Raw genomic sequence first — 18,372 nt, forward strand, 5'->3', positions numbered from 1 at the left:
TATGGCGTAAAGGGGGAGGGGTTCGTTATCATGGGGAGAAATTTTTAACGGAGAGACACAAAGAAGGGAGAGGTGGAGAGAAAATGATTAAAAACTTCCTCTTTGCGCCTCTCCGAATTTGCTTTACTGCGTCTCTGCGTTGAATGTTTTAATAAGGGCTCTATTCGAAACCACGGTGTTCATGAAGTCGATTTTTCTCCTTTTCCTCCTCGTTTTAGTTTTTCTCGGCGGCTGTGACTGGCTGCGTTCGCACGGGTCCACCTGTGTGGAATGCCATCAGGGGCTTGAGCTGGTTTCCGAGACTCACGGTGATTGTGTTTCCTGTCACGGCGGTGACCCGGAAGCCGAGGACAAGGAGGTCTCTCACCGGGGGATGCATGGCAAGAAAAATCCCGGCGCGCCCGAGGTGTGGGAGAAAACCTGCGGTGAATGCCACGCGTACCAACTGGGTCGGGTGCGCTCCACCCTGATGACCACCAACACCGGCATGATCAAAAATATTCAGATGACCTGGGAAGGGGAGGACGGGCAACTGTATGCGACCCGGCCTGTGGAGACCTTCGCCGAGGATGGCACCCCGCTCGAATTGAACACCGTGGTTGATCTGGGTAACCTCGCCGGGGAGCTCTACCGTAAATTCTGCTCCCTGTGCCATGTGGCCAACGAGTCCAACCAGGTCTGGACCGGAAGCCACGGGGCAGGGTGCACCGCCTGCCACTTTCCCTACAACGACAACGCCACCTACGAGGGGGGCGATGAGACGGTGCAGGGCAAGTGGCCCTATTCCAAGACCCACAAGATGGAGCCGTTGCCCGACAATACGGTCTGTTTTCGCTGCCACAATCGCAGTGGCCGCATCGCCTTGACCTATCAGGGCAAAAACGACGGTAACAACGGACTGGTGCCCACCGACGGAATTTATCCCGGGCCGGAACTGATCAGCGGGCTGCGCAACGCGACCTCCATTACCCCCGATATCCATCACGAAAAGGGGATGGAGTGCATCGACTGCCACACCTCGCGCGATCTGATGGGCGACGGCTATGCGTATGAGAATATGTACCTGCAGGTGGAAATCACCTGCGAGGACTGCCACGGCAGCGCTACCGAACCTCCGCGCTACGAGCCGGTGACGCGCGAAAATGATGAGGCGGTGCGGGAATCACGCAATTACCAGCGCCAGGTGAAACTCGGCGATCAGATGGTGCTCACCGCCAAGGGGCGCAAATACTCCAATGTGTTTTACGAGGAGGATAAGATCTGGGTGGTCGACAAGCGCGACGGCCAGCGCCATGAAAGCAAGGTCATCACCGATACGCCGGAACACACGATTGTGGGACACGAGCGCATGGAATGCTATTCCTGCCACTCCACCAGCGTGCCGCAGTGCTACGGCTGCCACACCCAGTATGACTTGCGCGAGAAGGGGCGCGATTTCATCAAGCAGCGTGAAACACCCGGTGCTTTCAGTGAATCCGAAGACTACCGCATGCTCAACCCCTTTCCGCTGGCCCTGAATCAACGCGGGCGTATTTCGCCGGTGACGCCGGGCTGTCAGACGTTCGTGACGGTGATCGACCAGCGCGGCCGACGTCTCAAGGATGAATACGTGGCGCGCTTCGATGGCGAGCACCGGTTGCGTTTTGCCCCTTTCTACAGTCACAATACGACCAAAAAGGCGATCGGATGCGCCGAATGTCACAGTAACCCGGCTTTTGCCGGCTTCGGACAGCATGTGGTGGAGGGTGACAGTCTGCATGCCACCCTGATCTGCGAAAAATCCGAAGACAAGCCCCTCGACGGGTTCGTGACCCTGCGTGACGGCCAGGTCAAAGCCTTCTCCGCCATCACACGGGAGAACTCGCGCCCTTTGAATGCCCGTGAAATCCAGCGACTGTGGGCGGCCAACCAGTGCCTGATCTGTCACCCCGATCCCAAGGATCCCATCTATCAGAAGGAACTCGATTATCGTGCCCTTGATCGTTGTCTTACTCGCCCTGCTCCTGCCGATCGCGACGCCCTCCAGCGCTGAGGACGACTGCCGCATCTGTCACCGGGTGGATGTGCGCGGGACTCATGCGGATCTGGCCTGCGCCGACTGCCACGGTGAGGATGCCGGGCAGCGCCCGCCGGGTGCGGCTCTGAGCGCTACTGCGATCTATTGCCAGCAGTGTCATCCCGATACCCTCGGGGTTCTGCACGGCCCCATGGCGCACCGCCAGGCGGAGCAGGATTTCGTGGAGCGCTCCTGGGGGCAGGCCGATCCGGATTTCTATCAGAACAACTGTGCCCAGTGCCACGTCAGCAATTGTATGGATTGTCACGGCCTGGACGGACATGAGATCGCACGCCCGGCCAAGGAAGACTGTCATGCCTGTCATCGCGGTTATTATGTCGGGGCCGATTACTATGGCTACGCCCCGCGCGAGGATGCCCAGCGCTATCAGCGCGGCCTGAACTACGGGGGTGAACACTATCTGAAAATGCGCCCCGATGTTCACGGGCGCGCCGGAATGGAATGCGGCGACTGCCATGATATGAGCAGCCTGGCGCAGGGGCAGGTCGCCTCCCATACCTGCCGCGATTGCCATGAGCCGGACCTGGAGGTCATCGAACACGGCATCGCTGCTCATATGCAGAAGCTCGAATGCTATGCCTGCCACTCCGGCTGGGCGCCGCAGGAATACGCGACTTTTTTCATCCGTTTCACCGAAGGGGAGGTTCCTGACTACTTTGTCCTGAGACGCGACCAGACCGCGCCCGATTATGTGCGCAGCGCCTATCTGCGTTTCCAGAATCTGCCGCCGCTGGGCATTAATGAACGTGGAATGGTCAGCCCGATCCGGCCGCAGTTTCAGGCCTATTTCAGCGAAATCTCTCCCGAGGGGCCGGTGGGCGAGCCCAACCGCAAGCTGGCGGCGCAGTGGAAGGCGTTTTTTCCTCACACCATTCAGCGAGGTACGCCCATGTGCGATGAGTGCCATGACAACCCGCAGCGCTTTCTGCTGCAGAACCCGGAAGATCGCATTTACCGCACAGATGAGGATGGGTTGGGACTGGAATCCTTCTGGATGCAGGAGGGGCAGACAGTCGTCAATGGCTCTTTTTATGACGCGGCGCGTTTTGAGCGCATGAGCCGTCGTGACAGTGAATACGTAAAGGCCTATGTGGAAAAATGGAAGAATCTGGCAGAAGGCGTCGACGCCTCATCGCAGCCCTGATCGCCGCCGCAGGTGCAGTGTTTTTTCTTGGGCGCTTTTTTCGTCCCCTGACTCGCACGGCCGAGGTGCGTCTTGACGTGCCGCGCGAGCCGGTGCCGGCGGACGGTGCCCTGGTTTACGCCCGCGCGCGGGTGGCGCTGGTGCGTGACGGTGATCGGATTCAGGCCCTCGACCTGACCTGTACTCATCTCGGTTGTACCGTGACGGTGACACCCACCGAGCTGGTGTGCCCCTGCCACGGCAGTCGCTTCGACCGCAAGGGGAAGGTGCTGGAAGGCCCGGCGCAGCGCCCCCTGAAGCAATTGAGGCTGGAGGAGCGGGAAGACCGCTGGGTGGTGACGGTATGAGTTTTGTGCGGGAATTTATTGCTCATCTTTTTCCGCGTGTGGTGCGCCGCAACGATCTGAAGTTGACCTACACTTTCTGCCTTGGAGGGCTTGCGTTCACCGCCTTCCTGCTGCTGATGGCCAGCGGCCTGCTGTTGCTGTTCTATTATCAGCCGACCGCCGAAGGCGCGTTTGCTTCGATCCTTTTTCTCGAGGAGCAGGTGGCCGGCGGCAAGTACCTGCGCAGCCTGCATCGGTTGAGTTCGCACGCGTTGCTGATTCTGCTTTTCCTGCACACCCTGCGGGTGATCTGGACCGGGGCCTACCGCCCACCGCGCCAACTCAACTGGCTGATCGGCTTTGCCTTGCTGTGCCTGGCCCTGTTTGCCGGTTACACCGGATACCTGCTGCCGATGGATCAGCTTGCGCTGTGGGCGACCCAGACCGGTATGGAGCTGCTCCACACCTTGCCGGGTGGGGGGATTCTGCACGCCTTCCTGGTTCCGGACGGCATCGGCGGGTCCCTGTCGCTGTTACGCTTTTATGCCCTGCATATTGTCGTACTGCCTGCCGCCATGCTGATCCTTATCTCTCTGCATTTCTATCGCGTGCGCAAGGACAAGGGAGTGCTGCCCTACCTATGATTGATTACGTCAAGAGTTCGCCTCATTTTTTCCGTCTGATCAAGCGGGCTTTTGTCGCGGTGTGCCTCATCCTGCTTGTGCTTGCCGCGGTGATTCCCGCGCCGCTGCAGGAGGCCGCCGACTTCGGCCGTGTGCCCAACCCGTCCAAGTCGGCCTGGTTTCTGCTGTGGACGCAGGAACTGGTCAGCTACTCCAACTATTTTGTCTATCTGATCGTGGTGATGGGGCTGTTTTTTGCCCTGCTGCCCTGGCTGCCCCGCACCCGCCCCGCTGAGCGGGCCTGCTGGTTTCCCCGTGAGCAGCGGGTCGTGAACCTGCTGACCCTCGCCTCTTTTGTTCTGATCGTCACTCTGACCATCATCGCAGTTTTCTTTCGGGGGGAGAATTGGTCTTTCGTTCTGCCTTTCTGATTATTGCTGTTTTAGTCTGCTGGTGCCTGCCGGCGGTGGCCGATGAATCTGTGAGCTGCCTGCGCTGTCATCCGGTCCATTATGCCGAGCGGGGAAGCTGCGTCGATTGCCATCGGGGTGATCCTCGCTCGTCGCGCCCGGTCATCGCACACTTTGGGCTGATACCCGCGGACTACTCTGATTTCACTCTGCCTGAGAGCGCTGTGGTCAAAAACGGCAATAAACTCCTCGACGAAATGGCCTGCCGCCGCTGCCATGTGATCGGTGGTCGCGGCAACCGTCTGGCCACCAGCCTCGATCAGAGCGTCAACCTCTCCGATCCCCTCAGGCTCGCCGAGGCGATCCGGGAGCCGGTCCTGTTCATGCCTGATTTTCACCTTCCCGATCCGCTGCTGGTTGAAGTGGTCAATGCCCTCTATGCCGCCGGTGTCGGACGTGAAGTCCCTGCTGAGCAGACTCCGCAGGTGGTCCACTTCGAGGAGAGCGACGAAAATGAGGACAACGCATTTATCAAAAACTGCGGGGCCTGCCATCGTACCCTGACCACTGCCCTGGGCGGCCTCGGCAGTGGCGAGGTTGCGCCCAATCTCTCCGGTTTGCTGACTCCCTTCTTCCCCCCCACCTATAAAGACGATTCTGACGACCCCTGGAACCGCGACCGTCTCAAAAAATGGATTGATAATCCCCGCAAAAGTCGCCCCCTGGTCCGCATGGCGCCGGTGCGACTGGAAGAAGAGGATTTCAGTCGGTTGATGGACATCCTTTCCGAGGATGTCACGGTTGAAGGGGATTCTCAGGAAAAGTAAGCAAATTTTCATTTTACTCCTTTACATGAAGATTTGGTGGTGTTAATCTCGTGACGTTATTTCCGGGTTAATCACTTCAGGGTTTTCACGTTTTCCCCTGTAGTAAACATTCCCGGGGATTCTGCCACATTGATCTCACGTGGAAGGGAGTCAGGATGTTCAATCGAATGAAGATCGGCCCCAAATTGCTGGCGGCTTTCGGAGTGGTGCTGCTTCTGACCGCACTCGTCGGCCTGGTTGGTTATGTCGGTATGAACAAGATCATGACGCGGGTCGAAATCTCGGAAAATGTCTCTGAAATGCTGCACCAGCTTGAGGAGGCGCAGAGTGCCGAGAAACGTTTTGCCCTGATGGGTGAAGAGGCCTATGCGGAATCCGTGCGGTCGCACATCGGGCGGGTGGAGGAGATTGCGCAAAGTCTTTCCGCCAATGAATCCGCCCAGGGGGTCTGGGGCCAGCTTGACGGAGTGCGCGCCGCCGCGGAAGTCTACCTTGAAAACTTCGACCAGTATGTCGCTTCCGAGCAGCAGCGGGTCAAAGCGACCGAAGAAATGATGGCCAGTTCCAACGTGGTTCTGAACGCCCTGATGCAGGTGCGCGAAGACCAGATGAGCCAGGTGGCGGATCTGCGTGACAATCAGGATGAATACCACCTGTGGCAATATGACGAACAGCTGGTGGCGCGCTATGACCGGGTGGAAATGACCGACCGCATGATGCTTTTTTTCACCAACGCGCGCAAATTCGAGAAGGAATATTTCCTCTCCGGCGAACAGAAATACATTGACCGCACCTGGCAGACGCTGGAGGCGGTGCAGAACCTCGGTGCGGGGCTGATCGACAGCCTGGATGACACCGACAGTGTTGCGCTGCTGGAGCAGATGCAGCAGGCCCTCTCCGATTTTATCGGGCAGCTTGAGCATGTCGTTGATCTGATGGCGCGCCAGCAGGCGCTGGCCGAAACAATGGGGCAGCGGGCCGAGGCGACGGTCGCGGCCTGCAACCAGGCCGTTGCCATCCAGAAAGCCGGCATGACGGATCTGATGACCCAGGCGACCCGCGGCGTGTTGATCGGGCTGGGTGTGGCGCTGCTGATTGGTGCGGTGCTTGCGGTCCGGATTTCGCTGGGGATTCAGCGTCCCCTGGCAAAGGCGGTGGACCTGCTGGGCGACCTTGAAGCCGGGCGGCTGGACTCGCGCCTTGATCTCAATCGTGGTGACGAGGTCGGCATTCTGGCGCGCACCATGGATTCTTTTGCCGAAAGTCTGGAAAACGAAATTGTGCAGCCGCTCAAGCGTCTGGCCGACGGCGATCTTGATTTTGAAGTCCACCCCCGGGGCGCGGACGATGCCATTCGCCACGCGCTGGCCAAGGTGCGTCAGGATCTCAACGAACTGCTGAGCGAAGTTCGGGCGGTTGGCGACCAGATCGCATCGGGCAGCAGCCAGGTCGCCGATTCAAGCCAGTCCCTGTCACAGGGGGCGACTGAGCAGGCCAGCTCTCTGCAGGAGATCAGCGCTTCCATGAACGAGCTGGCTTCGCAGACCAAGAGCAACACGGATAATGCCCAACAGGCTAGCCGTAATTCTGACGAAACCAAAGTTTCGGCCGAGAAGTGCAATGATCAGATGCGTCACATGGTTGCGGCCATGGACGAGATCCGCACGGCAGGTTCGGATATTTCCCGGATCATAAAAACCATTGACGAGATTGCTTTCCAGACCAATCTGCTGGCTCTCAATGCCGCTGTCGAAGCGGCACGCGCCGGGCAGCACGGCAAGGGCTTTGCCGTGGTGGCGGAAGAGGTGCGCAACCTGGCCGCACGCAGTGCCAAAGCCGCCCGGGAGACCGCTGAGTTGATCGAGGGGACCGTTAATAAAACGGAAAACGGATCAAAGCTGGCCAATGAAACAGCCGGGGCGTTGGAGCGTATCGTCGCCCAGACGGCGGAGGTGTCCGACCTGATCAGCTCCATTGCCGGGGCATCCAACGAGCAGGCGGCCGGCATCTCCGAAGTGAATCAGGGCTTGAGCCAGATCGACCAGGTCACCCAGCAGAACACCGCCAACGCAGAGGAAACCGCGGCAGCAGCCGAACAGCTTTCCAGTCAGGTGGCACACATGAAACAGATGCTGGGTCGCTTCCATCTGGCAGCTGACGGGGCCGGGAGCGGCATGCTTTCACTGCCTCCAGCCGAGGATTTCGGCGCTGAAGATCAGGCCGACCCGTCAGATGTGGATGAATTCTGGGCGAGTTAATCGCCCATCCGGAAAGTCCGCGAGTGGTTTTTTAACTGAGCTGGCGGGGAGTCATAAAAAAGGCGTCATCCATTGCGGATGGCGCCTTTTTTATGGTGAATGGATGTTACGAGCACTTTTTAACCGGGCCGTTAGTCGCGAGGATTACGGGTTCGCACATTGTACCGCGGAATATTTTCGTCGGCGGTGACAAGGATCAGACCTTCAGCCTGTGCCTGGGCAATCAGCATTCGGTCAAACGGATCTCGATGCAATGTCGGGAGGTGACCGGCCAACTGACCGTGGTAAAGACTGATGGGGAGTTTGCTGAAGCCTTCATCTTCCACCACAGAGTCCATGTCCTGCGGGGCTTCGAGTTTGCCGAGCGACATCTTTATGGAAATTTCCCAAGTTGTGGCCGCGCTTATGAAAACCTGATTGCGCCTGTCGCTGATCACCTCCCTGCAGCGCGGACCCAGCTGCGGAAGATCACCAAGCCACCAGAGCAGGGCGTGGGTGTCGAGCAGAAAGCGCTGCACTAGTTATCTCCCTCAAAGGCGCTGATAATTTCCTCCGGCGTCTCGTCAAAATCATCGGCAATGCGGATCTGCCCCTTGAAGCGTCCAGGCTGGCGCGGAGTACTGTTTTCCCTGTGCGGAAGAATATCCAGATAAGGCTTTCCCGCCTTGGCGATAACCACGGTTTCTCCCTGCCAGACTTTTTCAGCCAGGGCGGACAACTTGCTCTTGGCTTCGTGCATATTGACCTGCATGACTTTCTCCTTTGCAACTTTTCAGCATGGGAGTTACGACCCCGCGGGGCGAATAGGTCATTCGCTTTTTTAAGAGAAAGGTCTAGCTAAGCTTAGTTCGTTTATAAGGGTAAGCGATTAATCCTGCTTATGTCAATACCTGGAATGGGTGGGAATCTCAGGAACCCTTGCGCCGGAAAACATCCGCTTTGCGGTCGGCGACCCGGTCGAGGAACAGCAGACCGTCGAGGTGGTCGATCTCGTGCTGGATGGCTACCGCTTCAAAGCCGTCGGCTTCGATGACCCTTTCGGTGCCCTGGCGGTCGGTAAACTGTACGACGATACTCTCCGCGCGCACGACATTGCCGGTGTAATCCGGCACGCTCATGCATCCCTCCCGCATGCGTTTCTTCCCCTCGTGCTCGAGGATTTCCGGATTGATCATGACCAGCAGGCCGTGATTGTTGTCGCGCCCCATCTTGCTGTGGGAAACGTCGACCACCACGACGCGCTTGGTCGCTCCGATCTGGGGGGCGGCTACGCCGACAGAGTGTCCCGCGTCGTACATGGTGTCGACCAGATCCTGAACCAGTGCGTCGGTTTCCGGGGATAATGCGTCAACGGGAGCGCAGACCTGCTTCAGAATGGGGTCCGGGTAGCAGAGGATTTCCTTGACGGCCATGAAAGTCTAAAGTTCCACTGGAGTGATGGAGCGCAGGGTAATGTCGACCTGCATCTCGGTTTTAAGGCTCTGCAGAATTTTGTCAAGCTCTTCATAGGTCAGATCCAGGGCGAATTTGTTCCCTCCCGGGAACACGCTCTAAGCCTTGCCCCAGCATAAAGTTCTGGTCATTTGTTCTCCGATGGGGTATAAAGGGTTCGTCCTTTGCCCTTGGAGACCCTGTCGTGAATCTGAAAGAAATCCATGTACGACCCGTTTCAGCCCTCGAGGAGGACCGATATCGGGAGACAATGCAAGCGCATCATTATCTGGGAGATCTGCCCAAGATCGGCGAAACCCTCTGGTACGTTGCCATATTGCGCCAGCAGTGGGTCGCTTTGCTGAGCTTTTCCGCTGCGGCCTTGAAGTGCGCCGTTCGCGACCAGTGGATTGGCTGGGATCATCGGCGCCAATATGACCGCTTGAAGCTGGTTGCCAACAATAGCCGTTTTCTGATCCTGCCGCAGTGGCATTTGCCCAATCTGGGCTCGCGCGTCTTGGCGCTGTGCGAACAAAGAATCCAGCGCGACTGGCTGGAGCGCTTTGGCCATCCGCTTGTGCTGATGGAGACCTTTGTCGATCCGCAGCGCTATCAAGGCACGGTTTACAAGGCGGCCAATTGGCTATGCCTGGGTCAGACCAAGGGATTTCGCCGAACCCGTCAAGGTTATAGCAACCTCGCACAGTCCCCGAAGATGGTGTTTGTTCGTGCGCTGCAGTCCAATGCCCAATCGCTCTTGTCCCGCCCCCTGCTTGGGGCGCCCTATTGTCCAGGAGACGTGAAAATGTTGTTGACAGCCGATCAAATGCGATCCTTGCCAGAGTTTTTCACCGACATCCCCGACCCGCGCCGCGCCGCAGGGAAACGCCACCGGCTGTCCACCGTTTTGGCCATTGCCGCCGGGGCGACGCTTTGCGGGATGCGCGGGTACAAGGCGATTTCCGATTGGGCCAAAAGTCTTGGCCCCAAGGCGCGCGAGCGCTTCGGATGCCGTAAAAAACAAGGGCAGTACCTTGTCCCGAGCGAATACATCATCCGCGATATCCTCATCAGGGTCGATCCGGATCATCTCGACCGCAGCTTTCAACGTTGGAACGAGGCTTACGCAGGCGCGGATGAAAGCCTCGCCATCGACGGCAAGACCATGTGCAACGCCACCGACGAGCAAGGCCGCAAGACGCATATCATGAGCGCGATCGGCCACGAGACCAAAACCTGCCACACCCAAAAAAAGTCGGCCTCCTGCCGATAGACGATGGCAGCGACGAGGTCAAGCAAACGAACGAAATCAAAATGGCCATCCCCTTGCTCGAGGCGATCAGCATCGAAGGCAAGACCATCAGCGCCGACGCCCTATTGACGCAACGCCGATTGGCCCGCTACCTGGTCGAAGACAGGCAGGCCCATTACCATTTCACCGTCAAAGGCAATCAGCCCCGGCTCCTCGAAGACCTCACCCTGTATTTTCATGGCCGCCAAGAACCTCACGCTGTCACCGTCGACTCCGACCATGGCCGAATCGAGACGCGGAGGATCTGGGTCACCGCCGAGCTCAACGACTATCTCGACTTTCCTCACGTCGGTCAGGCTTTCATGGTCGAACGCGAAAGGGTCAACAAAAAGAGCGGGAAAGTCTCAACCGAAACCGTTTACGGAATCACCAGCCACACACCGCAGCAGGCCGACGCCCAGCGCATCCTCAAGACTAATCGCAACCACTGGTGCATAGAAAACAGCTGCCACTACATCATTGACTGGAATTACGACGAAGACCGAAGCCGGATACGCACCGGCCATGGGCCGGAAAACATCACCCGGCTCCGACGCTTCGCGGTCGGTCTGATTAAATCAAAAAGCGTCGGCAGCGTTGCGCAGAAAATGAGGATGCTCGCCATGAACCCCCGCGCCGTCTTCGACTACCTGCGAATGACCGATAATACAAGAAGCAGGCGCTCGGCTGCTGGATGCAATTAGAACAAATTTGCCTTGAGGTCAGATCTGCCGGCAGAACCGCCTCGATCATCATCACATACACCGGCCGTGATTCCTTGCCCACCAGCTTGGTGTGCAGGTCGGTGATGTTGACATTGCGGTCACCGAGGGTTTTGGCGACCTTGTAGACGATGCCGGGCTTGTCCGAGCCGTAGACCGAAATCATGCACAGCTCGCCATCGAAGTGAGGTGATTTTTCGCCGCCGGGTTTGAGGGTACGTAGAAAGACGGACAGATTGCCCTCTTCCAGGGGGGCGAACGCGTCACCGAAACTGTCACGGTCAGTGAAGTCGGGGTGGGCGATAATCAGAATCATGGCAAACTGCCCGCCGAGAATGGAGCAGCTTGAATCGGCGATGTTGCAGCCGAGACGGTAGAGTATTTCGGTGACCTGAGACACAATGCCGGGGCGATCGCGGCCGATGATAGTCAGGGCGAAATGGGCCATAGAGATCTCTGCCTCCCTTGAAATAGTCCTGCGTAACGTATCGGGTAAGTGGATATTCTTTTTAACACTCTCGACGGCAAAATGCCACCCTTCTCAACTGGATTGATTTGGAGCTTCCCTGGTGTTGTTGACTCCCGTCCAGTGTTTGATATCGTTATAGAAATGCGTAGCGGCTTTTCCCGGAGGTCGAGGATGCAAAAGGATCGCCACCTGAAAATTGAAAAGATCGGTCATCATATCCCGGAGTTTCCCGGATACCGTGCGGTGAATTTCAATGAAACCGACCGGCAACTTCGCCATTTTCTGCACCGGCGTCTGGATGAGATCCGTGATGACCTGCGGGAATCCATCGAAGGACTGCCTAGCGGAGGGGCGCCGCGTCAGGCTCTTGCCGATTGCCTGAAGCGCCTGGAGGAGATCGGCAAGCGTCTTGAAGAGCCCCTTTCCAGTCAGGCAGAGGCTTCAGCGACCCGTGACCAGGAAGAGGCGCTCCTTGACTTCGACCTCAACCTCCTCGACAAAACCGCCGCACTCTCGACCGCGGTCGGCGATATCTCCCGCCAGGGCGGTGGCCCTGCAACCCAGACCCTGCTGACCTCTCTTATCGAAGACCTCGGAGACCTTCTACAGCGCCGCGCCCAGATGCTAGAGGGGCTGTAGGGGCGCTGCATGCTGCGCCCTGTTTCCGTCTTATATCCTGTTTCGACGGGGGGCCTGTCCGTGCGGGTATTCACCCTCATCCACCGTGGTACGGGGTTTCACCAGGGCGACCCACCGGGTCGCCCTCCCTCCCATCCCATTGCCCCTCCCATTCATCTTGCAATTGCGGCCGCTTCGGTGTTCTGGTAGCATAAGTGCTTGAAATCGGAATCGGTTGATCCTGTCAGGGGCAATCCGGATATCAAAGGCCTGGTGCAATGACCTGGAAGTATAAACGAATCATTATTGAAGCCGTCGTGATCTTCTGCCTTGGCGTGGTGGTGGGGCTGTCGGTGAATCATCGCATGGTCATCGATGCCTTTGCGGGCAAGGTGGCCTCGAAAGCTGCTCCGCCTGCAGATTCAGCCTCTGTTGCCCAGTATCCGGTGCCGACCTTTCTTGAAGAAGTTCTTGCTGAACGGGAAGAAGGCGCTTTGCTGGTCGATGCCCGGGTTGGCGAGCTTTACCGCGAAGGTCATATTGCAGGGGCGGTTTCTCTACCACTGGCTGATTACGAGACGCAGCTGGAGCAATTTAAACAGGACATCGATCCGGATCGAACCCTGATTCTTTACTGCAGCGGCTACGGCTGCCCCGACTCCTTCGATCTCGGTCAGGTCCTTCTTGAAGAGGGCTTCCGCGATGTGCGCGTTTATGAAGGGGGGATGCCCGAATGGCGCGATCAGGGCCTGCCCGTTGAAAAGGGGGCGCCATGAACCGTCTTGTCTCCATCGTCCTTCATGGTGCGCGTATCGCCCTGGGGGTGACCTTTTTCTACGCCGGCTGGATCAAGGCTCAGGAACCGATCGATTTTGCACGCGCAGTAGCCAATTACCAGGTTCTGCCTTATTCCTGGAATTATCTGGTTGCGGCGACCCTGCCATATGTCGAGCTGCTGGCCGGCACGCTTCTGGTGCTCAATCGCCGTGTGCGCCCGGCCGCACTGGTGATCGGCGTTCTCAACTTCGTTTTTATCCTTGCCCTGATTTCGGTCATGGCCCGCGGGCTCGATATCGACTGCGGCTGCTTTGCTCCTAGCGGCCAGGGGCACACCACCGCTCTGGAGGCGCTGCTGCGCGACCTCGGCCTGATGGTGCTTGTGGTTCTGGCCTGGCTCTCCCGGGAGCGGCGTTCTGTCGCGTCCTCATCCTGAATGAAAGTTTTTTTTCGATGGAATTCTGGCAAAAGCGGCTGCGTGAGAGTGTCACGACAGCCGCGCAGCTGTCCCGGCATTTTGCAATTGATGTCGATGCCCTTGATCGCGTTGCCGCCCGCTATCCACTGGCAATCACCCCCCATTACCTGTCATTGATCGAGCATCCCGGCGATCCCATCTGGAAGCAGTGCGTTCCCGATCTTCGCGAGCTGGAGGACGGTGCGACCGATGCCGACCCCCTGCATGAAGAGCGCCTCGCCACTGCGCCGCAGGTGGTACACCGCTACCCGGATCGTGCTTTGCTGCTGGTGGCGGGAAGCTGTGCCGCCTACTGCCGTTTCTGCACCCGCAAACGCCGGGTCGGGTGTGCAGAGGCGCGTGTCACGCTGGGTGAAGTGATGGAGGGGATCGAGTACATTGCCCGCACCCCGGCGATCAAGGATGTGGTGATTTCCGGCGGCGAGCCGCTGCTCATGTCCGATCTGCTGCTCAAGCAGATTTTCGAGCGGTTGGGGCGCATCCCTCATGTGGAGATTTTGCGTATCGGCACCCGCGCCCCGGTTGTTCTGCCCGAGCGGATTACCGAAAGCCTGTGTAATCTTCTGCGCCGCTGCCATCCGTTGTTTGTCAATACCCATTTCAACCATCCCCGCGAGTTGACCCCGGAGTCGCGCGAAGCCTGTCTGCGTCTGGCCGACGCGGGCATCCCGGTGGGCAACCAGACCGTGCTGCTGCGGGGCGTCAATGACGATGCCGCGACGCTGGAGGCCTTGTTTCGCGGCCTGCTGCGGATGCGCGTGAGGCCGTACTACCTGCACCACATGGACCTGGTGCGCGGCACCGACCATTTTCGGACCCCTTTGGAAACGGGCATCGAAATCATGGACAGGCTGCGCGGCACCCTGTCCGGGCTGGCGATCCCCCAGTACGTGGTGGACCTTCCCGGTGGTCGCGGCAAAGTCCCCATTACTCCGCAATATGTGGACAAGCTGGGTGCTCAGGCGGTGCTACGCGCGCCGGACGGCGAGCGGATCTCTTTCCCCAATCTATAAATCTTCCGGGGTGAAGGCGACGACCTCGTCGATTTCTGCAGCACCGGTCAGCAGCATGATAAGGCGGTCGACGCCCAGTGCGATCCCGGCCGCAGGCGGCATGTAAACCATTTCGTTGAGGAATTTTTCCGGTGAGGGGTAGGGGGGGTGACCGCTGCTGCGGCGCTGCTCATCTTCGCGGGCGAAACGGGCGCGCTGTTCTTCGACATCGGTGAGTTCCGAAAAGGCGTTGGCGATTTCCAGCCCTGCAATGTAGAGTTCAAAGCGCTCGGCGACCCGATGGTTGTCGGGCTTTTTTCGTGCCAGGGCTGCAAGTTCGGCAGGGTATTCAATAAGAAACACCGGTGTGTCGAACCCCAGCCGGGGTTCGATTTCGTCGCTGATGACTTCGTCGAAACGGTCGTCGCTCAGTGCCCGGTGGGGAGTCGTGTCCGTGTAGCGTTGGAAGGCTTCGGCCACGGTCAATCGCTCCCACGGCGGGGTGATGTCGATGGTGTGCCCCTGCCGGGTCAGGCTGCCGGAGGGGACGAGGCCGGTGAGCAGCTGTTCGCATTCCGTCATTAATGCCGTGTAGTCCACTTGGGCGCGGTACCATTCCAGCAGGGTGAATTCGGGCAGGTGGCGGCGGCCGCGCTCCGCCGAGCGCCAGCAGCGGCAGATCTGAAACAGGCGTTCATATCCGGCGGCCAGCAGGCGTTTCATGGCCAGTTCGGGGGAGGTGTGCAGAAACCAGTTGCCGCTGGTTTCCGGTTCGATATAGGCTTCGGGGGCATTGCCCGGCACGCGGTGAGGGGTTTCCACCTCCAGGTAGCCGTGATCGATGAAAAAAGCCCGGATCATCTGCATGATCCGGGCCCTTTCGATCAGTTTGGCGCGCTTGCCGGCAAGTCGCCAGTTGGGCTCCGCCATCGGCCGGTTATTCCTTGACCCGGGTGTTGTAAGCGCCGGTGCGGGTGTCGATCTGAATCAGGTCGCCCTCTTCGACAAAGCTCGGCACCTGCAGGCTGTAGCCGGTCTCCACGGTGGCCGGTTTGTTGTTGCCGGCGGCGGTGTCGCCCTTGACCCAGGGATCGGTCTGGGTGACCTTGAGGTTGACGAAGTTGGGCAGGGTGATTCCGATGGCCCGGTCGCCGAACATGAGAACCTTCACGTCCATGTTGTCGATCAGAAAGTACTTGTCGTCGCCCAGGGTTTCCTCGGTGAGCGTGACCTGCTCGAAGGTCTTCTGATCCATGAAGACGTAGCCGGTTTCGTCCTGGTAGAGGTACTGCATGTCGCGGTCTTCCAGGCTGGCCGGCTCAAAGGATTCGCCCGAACGGTAGGTGCGATCGAACAACGATCCGGTGATCATGTTGCGCAGCTTGCATTTATAAAGGGCCTGGCCTTTGCCGGGTTTGGTGAAATCGAAGGCGACAATGACGTGCGGTTCGCCGTCGACCATGAGTTTGAGGCCCTTTTTGAGATCGGAACAACTGTACATGGGGAAGTTCTCCTTGCTATGGTTTTCAATTCGTGAATCCGGGAAGTTGTGTTGGGAACCACGCATTTAAACACATAAAGGTGAGTTTTTCCAATGGAAATTTGATTGAAGAGTCGCCCTGGTCCATGCTTCGGTGAGAAGCGGCGGCATGCGACAATTGCCTTGAGGGGGCGCCCTGTGCTAATTTTTCGCGGTTATTTTCAGGTTTTCGGTCTCACTGGGCTGTCCCCGGGGGCTGAGCCGTTATTACAATTCAAGGAGATTTCTGAATATGATTCTCGCCAACGATCTCAAGCGTGGCATGGTCATCCAGCTTGACCAGGCGCCCTGCCTGGTGCTCGACGTCAGCTTCCAGTCGCCCTCCGCGCGCGGCGGCAGCACGCTGGTCAAAACCAAATACCGCAACCTGCTGACCGGGCAGGTGCTGGAAAAGCCTTTCAAGGCCGTCCTTTCAGGGCGGCTTTGCTGTTTTAAAATGAAATTCTCAGAATCAATTTTTCATTCGCACAATTGCGAAAAAGCCCTTTTTGCCTGTTTGCAATCTTGCAAAACCTTGTTTGAAAAGCCCGCTTGGAGGTAGAACCCCTGAAAAACAGGGCTTTTCAGTTATTTCCAGGCAGGGGTGAGTTTTTCCCCTTTCTTTGTTCACCTCCCGTATCCCGGCCGGCTTATTTGCAGTTGTGCGAATCCACCCGCCTTCCTCGCCAAAGCCATCCCTTTTTCTGCCCGTATACAAGTCGTTGAAAATAAACAAGTAAAACTCTTTTTTTTAAAAATCGACACGTTGGTATGCACGTTGCTCATAATTAAAGTCAAGCGCGGATACCCCCGCCCCTTTTCAACAACGGAGAGACGGATGAAACAGCAGGGCGAAAACATTTTGCATAAAGCTGACACGGCTGCACCGTCTCCCGATCAGATCGTCGCGGCAGGCAGCCATAGCCGTCGGGCGGCGCGCCCGGTGGTCAAGCCCTTCAAGGGCAAGTGGCCGCTGGCCTTCCAGGTTCGTTATGTGACAAGTCATTGTTCGCTCAACCCCACATTGTCTAAGGAGGACAACACCATGAACGCAAATCAGACTTCCAACGCACGCGGATGGACCGTCGTTCTGGCGGGTACCGGTATCAACCTGGCCCTCGGTATTCTCTATACCTGGAGTATTTTCAAGGGTGCAATCTCCGAATCGATCCAGGCTGGAGGCGCCGGAGCCTTTAACTGGAACATGGCGTCGATCAACGACCCCTACGCCGTCTGCTGCCTGATGTTCGCGTTTTCGATGATCATCGCCGGCAAGCTTCAGGATGCTCTCGGTCCCCGCATCACCGCAATTATCGGCGGCCTGATGGTCGGTATCGGCTTCGTGCTGGTTTCCCAGTCCACCAATTACTGGGCATGGATCCTCGGTTTTGGTGTCTTGGCCGGCATGGGAATCGGTTTCGGCTACTCCGCTGCGACGCCTCCGGCGCTCAAGTGGTTCCCTCCCGCTAAAACAGGTCTGATTGCAGGTATCGTAGTTTCCGGCTTCGGTCTGGCTTCGGTTTATATCGCTCCCCTGGCCAACTATATGCTCACTGTTGCCGGCCTGCAGAAATCCATGATGATTTTCGGCATTGCCTTTGCCATCGTGGTTTCGTTGCTGGCTCTGCTGCTCAGCAATCCTCCTGCCGGTTATGTTGCCGGTGGCGCGCCCAAGCCCGGTGCAGCTCAAAAAGCTGCTGATTCTCCTGAACTGAGCCCCAAGCAGATGCTCTCCAGCGGCAAGTTCTACACCCTGTGGCTGGCCTATTTCATCGGCGCCGGCGCCGGTCTGATGGTTATCGGCAGCGCCAAGGGTATGGCTGCTGCCAGCCTCGGTGAGATGGCATTTCTGGTTGTCGCCATCATGGCAGTGGGCAACGCCGCTGGTCGCCTGGTGGCCGGTGTGGTTTCTGACAAGATCGGCCGCGCCAACACCCTGATCATCATGCTGGTGTTCCAGGCCTCCCTGATGTTTGCAGCCATCCCGGTGCTCGGCGGACAGGGCAATCCCGTACTGGTGACCCTGCTGGTGACCTTCCTGGTGTTCAACTACGGCACCAACCTGGCCCTGTTCCCTGCCTTCACCAAGGATTTCTTCGGCATGAAGAACTTTGGGATGAACTACGGCATTCTCTTCTCTGCCTGGGGTATCGGCGCCTTTGTCCTGGTCCGCGTTGCCGAAATGCTTAAAGTGCAGACCGGCGGCTACACCGCTTCCTTCGCCGCAGCCGGCATCATGCTGCTGGTCGGAGCCATGATGAGCCTGTCCCTGCGCACCAAGAAGGTTGCTGCAGAAGCTCATGTCACCGTCGGTGCGGAAAGCTCCGCGATCATGGAAGAAGAGTTCGAAGAGCAGGAACTGGCCACTCAGAAAACCAACCGCTGATTCCTTATCCTAAATTCCATATGG

At 58.1% G+C, this 18,372-nt stretch carries 20 protein-coding genes and 2 pseudogenes; 15 read left to right on the forward strand and 7 right to left on the reverse strand.

All coding sequences use genetic code 11. The features are described from left to right. Positions 1-181 precede the first annotated feature (181 nt). From extM to GSUB_RS17870, 7 genes are all read left to right on the forward strand, one after another. Positions 182-2,032 (forward strand): selenite/tellurite reduction operon c-type cytochrome ExtM, encoded by a 1,851-nt coding sequence (gene extM, locus GSUB_RS03775; RefSeq protein WP_040199255.1) that lies wholly within the window; start codon positions 182-184, stop codon positions 2,030-2,032. Beyond that, on the forward strand, positions 1,971-3,221 hold the full coding sequence (gene extO, locus GSUB_RS03780) for a selenite/tellurite reduction operon b-type cytochrome iron-sulfur cluster-binding subunit ExtO (RefSeq protein WP_144401938.1): 1,251 nt from the start codon (positions 1,971-1,973) through the stop codon (positions 3,219-3,221). Before extM ends, extO begins: the two co-directional genes overlap by 62 nt. Beyond that, on the forward strand, positions 3,176-3,568 hold the full coding sequence (locus tag GSUB_RS03785; RefSeq protein ID WP_040199257.1) for a QcrA and Rieske domain-containing protein: 393 nt from the start codon (positions 3,176-3,178) through the stop codon (positions 3,566-3,568). Before extO ends, GSUB_RS03785 begins: the two co-directional genes overlap by 46 nt. Continuing rightward, a complete protein-coding gene (locus GSUB_RS03790) occupies positions 3,565-4,191 on the forward strand; it encodes a cytochrome b N-terminal domain-containing protein (RefSeq protein WP_040199258.1) in 627 nt (208 codons plus the stop codon). The genes GSUB_RS03785 and GSUB_RS03790 overlap by 4 nt, the downstream gene beginning before the upstream one ends. Next, entirely contained in the window at positions 4,188-4,601 is a 414-nt protein-coding gene (extQ, locus tag GSUB_RS03795) for a selenite/tellurite reduction operon b-type cytochrome membrane protein ExtQ (RefSeq protein ID WP_040199260.1), read from the forward strand. The genes GSUB_RS03790 and extQ overlap by 4 nt, the downstream gene beginning before the upstream one ends. Next, on the forward strand, positions 4,577-5,407 hold the full coding sequence (gene extS / locus GSUB_RS03800) for a selenite/tellurite reduction operon c-type cytochrome lipoprotein ExtS (protein ID WP_040199261.1): 831 nt from the start codon (positions 4,577-4,579) through the stop codon (positions 5,405-5,407). Before extQ ends, extS begins: the two co-directional genes overlap by 25 nt. 155 nt (positions 5,408-5,562) lie before the next feature. After that, entirely contained in the window at positions 5,563-7,665 is a 2,103-nt protein-coding gene (locus tag GSUB_RS17870) for a methyl-accepting chemotaxis protein (RefSeq protein WP_235269904.1), read from the forward strand. Between the two features lie 131 nt (positions 7,666-7,796). On the opposite strand, the gene GSUB_RS03810 is transcribed toward GSUB_RS17870, so the two are convergent. The 4 genes from GSUB_RS03810 to GSUB_RS19860 all read right to left on the reverse strand — a co-directional run bounded on the left by GSUB_RS03810 (position 7,797) and on the right by GSUB_RS19860 (position 9,212). Beyond that, on the reverse strand, positions 7,797-8,183 hold the full coding sequence (locus tag GSUB_RS03810) for a type II toxin-antitoxin system VapC family toxin (protein WP_040199262.1): 387 nt from the start codon (positions 8,181-8,183) through the stop codon (positions 7,797-7,799). Continuing rightward, entirely contained in the window at positions 8,183-8,416 is a 234-nt protein-coding gene (locus tag GSUB_RS03815) for a type II toxin-antitoxin system Phd/YefM family antitoxin (RefSeq protein WP_040199263.1), read from the reverse strand. Before GSUB_RS03815 ends, GSUB_RS03810 begins: the two co-directional genes overlap by 1 nt. 157 nt (positions 8,417-8,573) lie before the next feature. Beyond that, positions 8,574-9,077: a peptide deformylase gene (def, locus tag GSUB_RS03820; protein ID WP_040199264.1), complete on the reverse strand. Its 504-nt coding sequence runs from the start codon at positions 9,075-9,077 to the stop codon at positions 8,574-8,576. Positions 9,078-9,083: 6 nt separating this feature from the next. Next, a complete protein-coding gene (locus GSUB_RS19860; protein WP_268747560.1) occupies positions 9,084-9,212 on the reverse strand; it encodes a hypothetical protein in 129 nt (42 codons plus the stop codon). Between the two features lie 155 nt (positions 9,213-9,367). On the opposite strand from GSUB_RS19860, the gene GSUB_RS17875 reads away from it, so the two are divergent. Next, a complete protein-coding gene (locus GSUB_RS17875) occupies positions 9,368-10,369 on the forward strand; it encodes a Druantia anti-phage system protein DruA (RefSeq protein WP_052464505.1) in 1,002 nt (333 codons plus the stop codon). 41 nt (positions 10,370-10,410) lie between these two features. Further along, positions 10,411-10,899 (forward strand): annotated as a pseudogene (locus GSUB_RS19710) (ISAs1 family transposase); the annotation flags it as partial. Between the two features lie 61 nt (positions 10,900-10,960). Here the strand turns inward: GSUB_RS19710 and GSUB_RS03835 are convergent. Next, positions 10,961-11,557 (reverse strand): glycine cleavage system transcriptional repressor, encoded by a 597-nt coding sequence (locus GSUB_RS03835; protein ID WP_084211729.1) that lies wholly within the window; start codon positions 11,555-11,557, stop codon positions 10,961-10,963. A gap of 192 nt (positions 11,558-11,749) precedes the next feature. Between GSUB_RS03835 and GSUB_RS03840 the strand changes: the two genes are divergently transcribed. The 4 genes from GSUB_RS03840 to GSUB_RS03855 all read left to right on the forward strand — a co-directional run bounded on the left by GSUB_RS03840 (position 11,750) and on the right by GSUB_RS03855 (position 14,464). After that, complete coding sequence (locus GSUB_RS03840) at positions 11,750-12,217, forward strand: hypothetical protein (RefSeq protein ID WP_040199266.1); 468 nt, start codon at positions 11,750-11,752, stop codon at positions 12,215-12,217. A 257-nt stretch (positions 12,218-12,474) separates the two neighbouring features. After that, positions 12,475-12,972, forward strand: a complete 498-nt coding sequence (locus tag GSUB_RS03845; RefSeq protein WP_040199267.1) for a rhodanese-like domain-containing protein — start codon at positions 12,475-12,477, stop codon at positions 12,970-12,972. Next, the gene (locus GSUB_RS03850) at positions 12,969-13,409 is read left to right on the forward strand and encodes a MauE/DoxX family redox-associated membrane protein (protein WP_040199268.1); all 441 of its coding nucleotides are present in this window, start codon (positions 12,969-12,971) and stop codon (positions 13,407-13,409) included. Before GSUB_RS03845 ends, GSUB_RS03850 begins: the two co-directional genes overlap by 4 nt. A 17-nt stretch (positions 13,410-13,426) precedes the next feature. After that, a complete protein-coding gene (locus GSUB_RS03855; RefSeq protein WP_040199270.1) occupies positions 13,427-14,464 on the forward strand; it encodes a KamA family radical SAM protein in 1,038 nt (345 codons plus the stop codon). On the opposite strand, the gene epmA is transcribed toward GSUB_RS03855, so the two are convergent. Together epmA and efp are read right to left on the reverse strand one after the other, a co-directional pair. Then, positions 14,459-15,373: an EF-P lysine aminoacylase EpmA gene (gene epmA, locus GSUB_RS03860; RefSeq protein WP_040199271.1), complete on the reverse strand. Its 915-nt coding sequence runs from the start codon at positions 15,371-15,373 to the stop codon at positions 14,459-14,461. The two genes, GSUB_RS03855 and epmA, sit on opposite strands and share 6 nt — an antisense overlap. Positions 15,374-15,380: 7 nt before the next feature. Next, complete coding sequence (efp, locus tag GSUB_RS03865; RefSeq protein ID WP_040199273.1) at positions 15,381-15,944, reverse strand: elongation factor P; 564 nt, start codon at positions 15,942-15,944, stop codon at positions 15,381-15,383. 271 nt (positions 15,945-16,215) lie between these two features. On the opposite strand from efp, the pseudogene GSUB_RS20010 reads away from it, so the two are divergent. Then, positions 16,216-16,389: pseudogene (locus GSUB_RS20010) on the forward strand (elongation factor P); the annotation flags it as partial. A 618-nt stretch (positions 16,390-17,007) separates the two neighbouring features. Further along, positions 17,008-18,348 carry an L-lactate MFS transporter gene (locus tag GSUB_RS03875; protein WP_052465051.1) on the forward strand — a complete coding sequence of 447 codons (1,341 nt, stop codon included), beginning with the start codon at positions 17,008-17,010 and terminating at the stop codon, positions 18,346-18,348. The last annotated feature ends 24 nt before the right edge of the window (positions 18,349-18,372 follow it).

The organism is Geoalkalibacter subterraneus, from assembly GCF_000827125.1.
Lineage (GTDB): Bacteria > Desulfobacterota > Desulfuromonadia > Desulfuromonadales > Geoalkalibacteraceae > Geoalkalibacter_A > Geoalkalibacter_A subterraneus.